This window comes from Massilia sp. DD77 (genome assembly GCF_036961685.1).
In the GTDB taxonomy this organism is placed as follows: Bacteria; Pseudomonadota; Gammaproteobacteria; order Burkholderiales; family Burkholderiaceae_D; genus Telluria.
Genome location: NZ_JBAMDH010000073.1, coordinates 1 through 8,822, shown reverse-complemented (window position 1 = coordinate 8,822; position 8,822 = coordinate 1). Strand labels below are relative to the sequence as shown.

Annotated in this window: 12 protein-coding genes; 9 read left to right on the top strand and 3 right to left on the bottom strand. The window is 65.9% G+C overall.

The features are described from left to right. Positions 1 to 76: 76 nt before the first annotated feature. From V7778_RS24665 to flgA, 3 genes are all read right to left on the bottom strand, one after another. On the bottom strand, positions 77 to 547 hold the full coding sequence (locus tag V7778_RS24665; protein ID WP_335560230.1) for a flagella synthesis protein FlgN: 471 nt from the start codon (positions 545 to 547) through the stop codon (positions 77 to 79). 3 nt (positions 548 to 550) lie between these two features. Next, positions 551 to 862: a flagellar biosynthesis anti-sigma factor FlgM gene (gene flgM / locus V7778_RS24660; protein ID WP_335560227.1), complete on the bottom strand. Its 312-nt coding sequence runs from the start codon at positions 860 to 862 to the stop codon at positions 551 to 553. A gap of 101 nt (positions 863 to 963) precedes the next feature. Then, on the bottom strand, positions 964 to 1,668 hold the full coding sequence (gene flgA / locus V7778_RS24655) for a flagellar basal body P-ring formation chaperone FlgA (protein ID WP_335560225.1): 705 nt from the start codon (positions 1,666 to 1,668) through the stop codon (positions 964 to 966). Positions 1,669 to 1,835: 167 nt separating this feature from the next. Here flgA and flgB point away from each other — a divergent pair, with 167 nt between their 5' ends. The 9 genes from flgB to V7778_RS24610 form a co-directional block, all read left to right on the top strand. Beyond that, a complete protein-coding gene (gene flgB, locus V7778_RS24650; RefSeq protein WP_335560224.1) occupies positions 1,836 to 2,246 on the top strand; it encodes a flagellar basal body rod protein FlgB in 411 nt (136 codons plus the stop codon). A gap of 13 nt (positions 2,247 to 2,259) precedes the next feature. After that, positions 2,260 to 2,661 (top strand): flagellar basal body rod protein FlgC, encoded by a 402-nt coding sequence (flgC, locus tag V7778_RS24645; protein WP_211520742.1) that lies wholly within the window; start codon positions 2,260 to 2,262, stop codon positions 2,659 to 2,661. Positions 2,662 to 2,679: 18 nt separating this feature from the next. Next, entirely contained in the window at positions 2,680 to 3,387 is a 708-nt protein-coding gene (locus tag V7778_RS24640; protein ID WP_335560222.1) for a flagellar hook assembly protein FlgD, read from the top strand. 37 nt (positions 3,388 to 3,424) lie between these two features. Next, positions 3,425 to 4,960, top strand: coding sequence for a flagellar hook protein FlgE (locus V7778_RS24635; protein WP_335560220.1), 1,536 nt, complete (start codon positions 3,425 to 3,427; stop codon positions 4,958 to 4,960). Between the two features lie 88 nt (positions 4,961 to 5,048). Next, entirely contained in the window at positions 5,049 to 5,789 is a 741-nt protein-coding gene (flgF, locus tag V7778_RS24630; RefSeq protein WP_335560218.1) for a flagellar basal-body rod protein FlgF, read from the top strand. 64 nt (positions 5,790 to 5,853) lie between these two features. Beyond that, positions 5,854 to 6,636: a flagellar basal-body rod protein FlgG gene (flgG, locus tag V7778_RS24625; protein WP_335560216.1), complete on the top strand. Its 783-nt coding sequence runs from the start codon at positions 5,854 to 5,856 to the stop codon at positions 6,634 to 6,636. After that, positions 6,633 to 7,292, top strand: a complete 660-nt coding sequence (locus V7778_RS24620; RefSeq protein ID WP_335560214.1) for a flagellar basal body L-ring protein FlgH — start codon at positions 6,633 to 6,635, stop codon at positions 7,290 to 7,292. Before flgG ends, V7778_RS24620 begins: the two co-directional genes overlap by 4 nt. A 17-nt stretch (positions 7,293 to 7,309) precedes the next feature. Beyond that, entirely contained in the window at positions 7,310 to 8,434 is a 1,125-nt protein-coding gene (locus V7778_RS24615; protein WP_335560212.1) for a flagellar basal body P-ring protein FlgI, read from the top strand. Between the two features lie 12 nt (positions 8,435 to 8,446). Next, positions 8,447 to 8,822 (top strand): rod-binding protein (locus V7778_RS24610; RefSeq protein WP_335560210.1); only part of this gene is annotated, 376 nt, incomplete at its 3' end.

Sequence of the window (8,822 nt, the reverse complement as noted above, 5' to 3'; positions counted from 1 at the left end):
GCAAACCCCCCCAAAGCCTACGGAACAACAAAAATGGCCGCTACCGCGGCCATTGTCGTTGCAAGAAGATCCGGCTTCAGCCGACTACGTAGCGCTTGGAAGGACCCGCACCCAAGGTCTGCCCGCTCGCGCCATACATGCCGGCCGCGGCGCCGCCCGTCGGGGTGCGCAGGGCGTTCAGCACACCCTGGTTGTGCGCCAGCTGCTTGTTGATCAGCATGCCGTTGACGCGGTTGAGTTCCTTGGCGTCGCGCGAGGCCTGCAGCAGGGCTTCCCACTGGCCGCGCAGCTCGGCATTGCCGGCCACCGCCAGCCAGGGCTCCATGCCCGCTTCCGAGCCTGGGCATCCGGCCGCGCTGAGGGCGGCGTGGCGTTGCCTGGACAGCGCCGCCAGCTCGGCCAGCAGCGCATTTTTCTTTGGAGTAAGTTCCGCCAGCCCATCGGCATCGAGCGCTACCAGCAACTGCTGTTCCTGTTTCATCAGCTCCACGAGGGAGGCGACGTGTTGGTGTTCGGAGGCGAGAGTGTGGTGCGGGCTGGAGGTCATGGATTATCGCTTGCGTGAATGCAGCAAGTCGCGCACGGTCTCGAGGAGGCCGTCGGCGACTTTCTCTGAGTTGACTTGGAACTGGCCATCGGCGATGGCCGCCTTGATGCGCTCGACTTTCTTGGTGTCGAATACCTGGTTGTTGCCGCCGACGGCATTCGCCATCGCCTGGCCCTGCGAGGACAGGCGCACGCTGTCCGTCTGCGCCGGGGTCGGGGTAGTGCTGGCGGCCTTGTCGGCGCCACGCGCGTTGTTGGTTTGCGTGGTCGCCGGCTGGAGGCCGGGGTTGTTCTTGAGAGTATCGTTGATTTTCACAGCATCATCCTTCTCTGTTCGGAGCGGAAACTCCGGGATCTGTCTGTTTATCGGCAGCGATGCCGCAAACTTTAGCGCAGAAAAGGGCTTTCGATGGTTTGTTACAAAACCACTTCGACCAGGCCGCCCATGCGTGCCGTGCCGCTCACGACCGTGCCCGATGGGGTCCGGACCTGTACTACCTGGCCTTCGCCGGCATTGGCGATCGCCTTGGCTTCCGCCGACACCGAGAAGTTGGCGCCGCGCGACACCAGGCGCACAGCCTGGCCTTGCTGGACCACCGGCTTGCTGCGCAGGGTATCGCCGCGCAGGGCAGTGCCGGCAGGCAACGAAATGGTGGGCGTGCGGCCGATCGCCTGGGCCATGTCGGTCAGGATGCCGTTCGGCATGGCGGCGATGTCGCCTTTCATCAGCACCAGCTGGCTCTGCTCGACCGCCTGGCCTTGCGCCAGGGGGACGGCGGCCGCGACGTAGTCGGCCAGCACGCTCACCTGGGCCTGGATGTACACGGTCCAGGCGCTGGGCGCAGCGCAGCGCACGCCGACCGTCGTTTTTCCCCACGGGCGCGCGCCAGGCTGCTGGAAGGCTTCCGGCGCCGGGCAGTGCGCCAGGCTCATGCGCTGGTCGACCGCGCCCACCTTGACCGTCACCTTGCCCGGCAGGCCCGCGCTCTGGGTCTGCAGGTACTGCTCGACCACGCCGCGCAGGGCGGACAGGTTCTGGCGCTGGGCCGTGGGCTGCTGCTGCGCCTGGGCGCAGGCGAAGGGCAGGGCGAGGAGCAGCAGGGCGGCAAACTGTCGTTTCATGGGAAAACACCTGGATGGGAAACCGGGGAATGCTGCCATCTTAAGGGTGATGATTCCGTAGCGAAACTTTGAATAGCCGGGTTTTGCCCATCTTTCTCCTTCGATTGCCCGGATGGACTGATCCGTATGATCGGTGCTGTCCCAACAAGAATCCTTCCGGAGGCGGCATGATCGGCAAAATCGACGACTACCTGCGTTTTCACGAATCGGCCCTGTCCCTGCGCGCCCAGCGCCAGGAATTGCTGGCGTCGAACATCGCCAACGCCGACACGCCGAACTACAAGGCGCGCGACATCGACTTTTCCAGCGCCCTGCAGGGCGCGCTGGCCGGGCGCCAGGGCGGACTGGCGACCACCGCCCAGGGCCACCTGCCGCGCGGCCAGGCCACCGGCGACACCCTGGCCAACGGCACCCCGGTCCAGTTCCGCGGCGTGGTCCAGGGCAGCGTCGACGGCAACACGGTCGACATGGATGTCGAGCGCAACCAGTTCGCCGACAACGCGCTGCGCTACGAAGCCGGCATCACGCTGATCAATAGCCAGATCAAGGGCCTGATGGCGGCCATCCAGGGCCAATAAGAGGTAATGAATCATGTCGCTCTTTAATATCTTCAACGTGTCGGGCTCGGCGATGAGCGCCCAGGCCCAGCGCCTGAATACCACCGCCAGCAACCTGGCCAACGCCGACAGCGCCACCAGCGCCACCGGCGAAGCCTACCGCGCCAAGGCGGTGGTGTTCGAATCGGTGCCGACCGCCTCCGGCGCCACCGGCGTGCGGGTGCGCGAAGTGGTCGAGGACCAGTCGCCGATGAAGCAGGTGTACGACCCCAAGCATCCGCTGGCCGACGACAAGGGCTACGTGACGATGCCGAACGTGAACGTGGTCGACGAGATGGTCAACATGCTGTCGGCCTCGCGTTCCTACCAGACCAACGTCGAGACCATGAACGCGGCCAAGACCATGCTGCTCAAGACCCTGACCCTGGGCCAATAAGTTTCCTGACTATCCACCATGACCACCGTTAATACCAACAGCACCGCGACCGCCGTCAACGACCTGATGTCGACGATGAACGCGAAGCCCAAGGAAGTCGACAGCGTCCAGGCCGACACCGACAAATTCATGACCCTCCTGGTCACCCAGCTGAAGAACCAGGATCCGCTGAATCCCCTCGACAACGCCCAGGTGACCAGTCAGCTGGCCCAGCTGTCGACCGTGACCGGGGTGAACAAGCTGAACGCGACCCTGGAAACCCTGAAGTCGAGCTACCAGTCTTCCGAGGCAATGCAGGCGACCGGCCTGATCGGGCACGGCGTGCTGGTCGAAGGCAGCGATGTGCAGCTCTCGGGCGGCAAGGCGATCCTGGGCGTCGAGCTGGCCACCCCGGCCGACAAGGTGCAGCTGGTCGTCACTGACGCTACCGGCAAGGAAGTGGCCACCATCGACATGGGGCCGCAGGAAGCCGGCATCGTCCCGGTGGCCTGGGACGGCGTGCCGAATCCGGACAATCTCGGCGCAGACGGCAAGCCGCTGGCCCTGGCCGACGGCAAGTACAGCTTCAAGGTCGTCGCCACCCGCGCCGGCGAGGAACTCGACGATGCCAAGGGCCTGGCCTTCGACAGCGTTGCCAGCGTCACCACCAATTCCAAGGACGGCGTCAAGCTCAACCTGCCCGGCAAGGGTGCGGTAGCGATGTCCGACATCAAACAAGTGCTGTAAGCAAGCCGCTTACCAAACTAACCAGCAGGAGAACGACATGTCTTTCCAACAGGGCCTGAGCGGCTTGAACGGCGCAGCAAAATCGCTGGACGTCATCGGTAACAACATCGCCAACGCGAGCACGGTCGGCTTCAAGGGCTCGACCACCCAGTTCGCCGACGTCTATGCCAACTCCCTGAGCGGCGCGGGCGGCAATTCGGCCGGTATCGGCGTGAAGGTCGCCGGCATCGCCCAGCAATTCAGCCAGGGCAACGTCGAATCCTCGAACAACCCGCTCGACATCGCCATCAACGGCGCCGGCTTCTTCCGCGTCGAAACCGCGGGCATGGTGCAGTATTCGCGCAACGGCCAATTCCAGCTCGACAAGAACGGCTTCATGGTCAACGCCCAGGGCGCCAAGCTGACCGGCTACGGCCTGAACGCGGCCGGCCAGCTGTCGGCCGGCGCCCCGGTGCCGCTGCAGATCGATACCGCCGACCTCGACCCGGTCCAGACTTCGGACGTCGACATCCAGCTGAACCTGGATTCGCGCACCCAGCCGCCGGTGAACTCGCCCTTCGACGCCAACGACCCGACGACCTACAACAAGCAGACCCCGATGAACGTGTACGACACGCTGGGCAATCCGCACGTGCTGTCGACCTACTACGTCAAGAACGGCGCCGGCACCTGGGACGTGTATGCCGCCAACGACGGCACCGAGGTGACCGCCCTGAACGTGGCCGGCGCCGCCACCGGTACCGGCGCCGCCTTCACCGCGGTGAACACCGCGCGCGCCAACTGGGAAGCCGCGACCCGCGCCGTGCCGCCGGTCCCGGCTACCATCAGCGCCGCGCTGAGCGCCTACGCCACCGCAGCTTCCGGCATGGTCGTGACCGCCGCAGGCACCGCCGGCGCCACCGCCGCCAACCAGACCGAGATCTCGACCGCGGCCACTAATGCCGCCGCCGTCCCGGGCACCACCCCGGACGAGATCGACGCCGCCATGTCCAAGGCGATCCGCGTGCCGGCCGTGCGCGTCGGCCAGCTGAATTTCGACACCAACGGCGCGCTGAACCTGGCGACCACCGGCACCGCCGGAAAGTTCAACGTCACCCTGCCGATCATCCCCTCGACCGGCGCCGAGCTGACCCTGCCGATGGAAATCGACTATGCCGGCACCACCCAGTACGGCAGCCCGACCAGCGAGAAGAGGCTGGTGCAGGACGGCTACAAGGCCGGCACCCTGCAGCGCTTCACCGCGGGCGCCGACGGCGTGATCCTGGGCCAGTACAGCAACGGCCAGACCAAGCCGCTGGGCCAGGTGGTGCTCGCCAACTTCTCCAACCCGAACGGCCTGGAGCCCCTGGGCAACAATGCCTGGGCCGAATCGTCGAACTCGGGCGTGCCCCTGGTCGGCACCCCGAATTCGGGCGGCATGGGTGTGCTGCAGTCGTCGGCGGTGGAAGCCTCGAACGTCGACCTGACGGCCGAGCTGGTCAACATGATCACGGCGCAGCGCGTGTACCAGGCGAATGCGCAGACCATCAAGACGCAGGATTCGGTGCTGCAGACGCTGGTGAACCTGCGTTAATGCAAGCGTAGGTTGAACGCGTCGGCGGGTCTCCCGCCGACGCGTCCAGCCAGCCGCCGCACCGCCCTACAGCAAAAAGGACAACACCATGGACCGCCTGATCTACACCGCCGCCTCCGGCGCCAAGCACATCCTGGAGCAGCAGGCCACCACCTCGAACAACCTGGCCAACGTCAACACGACGGGTTTCCGCGCGCAGCTGGATATCTTCCGCGCCGCCCCGGTCCAGGGTCCGGGCCTGCCGACGCGCGCCTTCGTGCTCGACTCGACCGCCGGCCACGACTTCTCGGCCGGCCCGCTGCAGGTGACCGGGCGCGACCTCGACGTGGCGATCAAGGGCGAAGGCTGGATCGCGGTCCAGATGGCGGACGGCACCGAAGCCTATACCCGCAACGGTTCCCTGCAGATGAGCCCGAACGGCCTGCTGCAGACGGCTTCCGGCAACACCATCGCGGGCGAGGGCGGTCCGATCACGATTCCGCCCGACGCCACCGTCACCGTGGGCGCCGACGGCACCATCTCGACCATCTCGAATACCGAGCAGCCGGCCGCGCCGGCCGTGCTCGGGCGCCTGAAGCTGGTCAATCCGCCCGCCGGCGACCTGGTGAAGGGCGACGACGGCCTGTTCCGCCTGAAGGACGGCGCCGCCGCCCCGATGGACCCGGCCGTGCGCGTCGCCGGCGGCGCCCTGGAAGGCTCGAACGTGAGCGCGGTCGACTCCATGGTGCAGATGATCTCTTTGGCACGCTCCTTCGAGACCCAAATGAGCCTGCTGAAGAACGCCGAGAATAACGCCGCGAAAGCCACCCAGATCCTCGCTTTGAATTGATAGTTGCTGCAGCATAATTCTCCTGTACGTGGCGGACTTCGTCCGTCACCCTTAGGAGAATTCCATGATCCGTTCGCTGTTTATCGCCAAGACCGGCCTCGAAGCGCAGCAGACCAACCTCGACGTCATCACCAACAACCTCGCCAACGTCAGCACCAACGGGTTCAAACGATCCCGTGCGGTGTTCGAGGACCTGCTGTACCAGAACGTGCGCCAGCCCGGCGCGCAATCCTCGCAGCAGACCAACCTGCCTTCGGGCCTGCAGATCGGTACCGGTGTGCGCACCGTCGCCACCGAGCGCATCTTCACCCAGGGTAATCCCCAGCTGACCGGCAACTCCAAGGACGTGATGGTCAACGGCTCGGGCTTCTTCCCGGTGCTGCTGCCCGACGGTAGCCAGGCCTATACCCGCGACGGCTCCTTCCAGACCGATGCCAACGGCCAGCTGGTCACCTCCAGCGGCTTCGTGGTGCAGCCGGCCATCACCATTCCGTCGAACGCCGAGTCGATCACCGTCGGCCGCGACGGCACCGTCTCCGTCAAGCTGCCCGGCGCCGTGGCCCCGACCCAGGTCGGCTCGCTCCAGCTCGCCACCTTCGTGAACCCGGCCGGCCTCGAGTCGCGCGGCGAGAACCTGTACGTCGAGACCGGCGCCTCGGGCAACCCGAACCTGAACGTTCCCGGCACCAACGGCGCCGGCGTGCTGATGCAGGGCTATGTCGAATCCTCGAACGTCAACGTGGTCGAGGAAATGGTCAACATGATCCAGACCCAGCGCGCCTACGAGATCAACAGCAAGGCGATCACCACCTCCGACCAGATGCTGCAGAAACTGTCCCAGTTATGAAATCGTTTATTTCTTCGCCGTTTGTCGTCGCCGCGCTGCTGGCCCTGGCCGGCTGCGCTACCGCGCCCAGCTCCATCGTGCAAGGCCCGACCAGCGCGCGTCCGATGCTGGTCGAGACCGCGCCGCCGACCTCGGGCGCGATCTACAACGCCAACAGCTACCGCCCGATGTTCGAGGACCGCCGCGCGCGCCATATCGGCGACCTCCTGACCATCAACATCAGCGAGCGCACCTCGGCCAACAAGGCCGGCGCCAGCTCGGGCAACAAGAACGGCAGCGCCAGCTTCGCGGCGCCGGGCGTCCTGCAGTCGGCGATCGGCGCCAGCGTGGCGCTGGAATCGGAAGCCAAGTTCTCGGATGCGGACAAGCAGAGCGCCTCGAACGACTTCACCGGCACCCTGGGCGTGACCGTGACCGAGGTGCTCCCGAACGGCAACCTGATCGTGGCCGGCGAAAAGCAGATTTCCATGAACAAGGGCGTCGAGTTCATCCGCTTCTCGGGCATGGTCAGCCCCGATACCATCCAGCCGGGCAACATCGTCTCGTCGACGGTGGTGGCCGACGCCCGTGTCGAGTACCGCACCAACAGCCGGATCGACCGCGCCGAGGTCAACTCGATGCTGTCGCGCTTCTTCCTGTCGATGCTGCCGTTCTAAACGTCTCTTTATACGCCATGCGCAAGTTCACTTCCTTCCTCCTGCTGTCCGCCACCGTCGTGGTCACCGCCCTCGGCATCGCGCCGCCGGCCCAGGCCGAACGCCTGAAGGACCTGGCCAGCATCGCCGGCGTCCGCCAGAACCAGTTGTCCGGCTACGGCATCGTGGTCGGCCTGGACGGCACCGGCGACCAGACCAGCCAGACGCCGTTCACCGTGCAGTCGATCCAGGCCATGCTGCAGCAGAAGGGCGTGAACCTGCCGCGCGGCACCCAGCTGCAGTTGAAGAACGTGGCCGCCGTCATGGTCACCACGTCGCTGCCGGCCTTCGCCCAGCCGGGCCAGACCATCGACATCACCGTGTCCTCGATCGGTAACGCCAAGAGCCTGCGCGGCGGCACCCTGCTCATGACGCCGCTGCACGGCGCCGACGGCCAGGTGTACGCGATGGGCCAGGGCAACCTGGTGGTCGGCGGCGTCGGCGCGCAAGCTGGCGGAGGTGGTGCGCAAGTCCAGGTCAACCACCTGGCCGTGGGCAAGATCTCGGGCGGCGCCACCGTCGAGCGCGCCGTCGCCTCGAACCTGGGCGAGAACAACCAGATCCGCCTGGAACTGAAGGAAACCGATTTTTCCACGGCCGCGCGCGTGGTCGAGGCTGTCAACGACCAGTTCGGCGCCGGCGTGGCGACCGCCCTCGACGGCCGCGTGATCCGCGTGCGCACCCCGTCCTCGAGCGACCAGCGCGTGGCCTTCCTGGGCATGCTGGAGCAGATCGACATCAAGCCTGCGTCGGCCTCGGCGAAGGTGATCCTGAACGCCCGTACCGGTTCGGTGGTGATGAACCAGGCTGTGATGCTGGACAACTGCGCGATTTCGCACGGCAACCTGTCGGTGACGATCGGCGCCGACACCAATGTCAGCCAGCCGGCCCCGGGTTCGCGCGGCGCCACCGTCGTGACCCAGAATCCCTCGGTCGAGATCAAGAAGGACCCGGGCAAGGTCCTGATGGTGAAGGGCGGCGCTTCGCTGGCCGAAGTCGTCAAGGCCATGAATTCGATCGGCGCCACGCCGCAAGACCTGCTGGCCATCCTGCAGGCATTGAAAGCCTCCGGCTCGCTGCGCGCCGACCTCGAGATCATCTAAGGAAGACCCGTCATGATCGCCTCGAACAAATCCGACCTGAGCACCAAGTTCGCTCTCGACACCAAGGGCTTGAGTGAACTCAAGCAGGGCGCGAAAGCCGGCTCGCCGGGCGCGCTGAAGGAAGCGGCCACCCAGTTCGAGTCGATGTTCATCAACATGATGATGAAGAGCATGCGCGACGCCACCCCGCAAGAGGGCATGCTCGACAACCAGCAGACCAAGATGTTCACCGGCATGCTGGACCAGCAGATGAGCCAGAACCTGGCCAAGCGCGGCATGGGCCTGGCCGACGTGCTGACCCGCCAGCTGGGCGCCCAGAACATGGGCCAGCAGGCGCTGGCGATCGGCGGCGAAGGCAATGCCACCACCTCGGGCAGCGCGATGCCGA

Bases quoted from the DNA above. Each gene is read 5' to 3' on its own strand.
- V7778_RS24665 (WP_335560230.1), bottom strand. From the start codon at position 547: ATGACCTCCAGCCCGCACCACACTCTCGCCTCCGAACACCAACACGTC.
- flgA (WP_335560225.1), bottom strand. From the start codon at position 1,668: ATGAAACGACAGTTTGCCGCCCTGCTGCTCCTCGCCCTGCCCTTCGCC.
- flgB (WP_335560224.1), top strand. From the start codon at position 1,836: ATGATCGGCAAAATCGACGACTACCTGCGTTTTCACGAATCGGCCCTG.
- flgC (WP_211520742.1), top strand. From the start codon at position 2,260: ATGTCGCTCTTTAATATCTTCAACGTGTCGGGCTCGGCGATGAGCGCC.
- V7778_RS24640 (WP_335560222.1), top strand. From the start codon at position 2,680: ATGACCACCGTTAATACCAACAGCACCGCGACCGCCGTCAACGACCTG.
- V7778_RS24635 (WP_335560220.1), top strand. From the start codon at position 3,425: ATGTCTTTCCAACAGGGCCTGAGCGGCTTGAACGGCGCAGCAAAATCG.
- flgF (WP_335560218.1), top strand. From the start codon at position 5,049: ATGGACCGCCTGATCTACACCGCCGCCTCCGGCGCCAAGCACATCCTG.
- flgG (WP_335560216.1), top strand. From the start codon at position 5,854: ATGATCCGTTCGCTGTTTATCGCCAAGACCGGCCTCGAAGCGCAGCAG.
- V7778_RS24620 (WP_335560214.1), top strand. From the start codon at position 6,633: ATGAAATCGTTTATTTCTTCGCCGTTTGTCGTCGCCGCGCTGCTGGCC.
- V7778_RS24615 (WP_335560212.1), top strand. From the start codon at position 7,310: ATGCGCAAGTTCACTTCCTTCCTCCTGCTGTCCGCCACCGTCGTGGTC.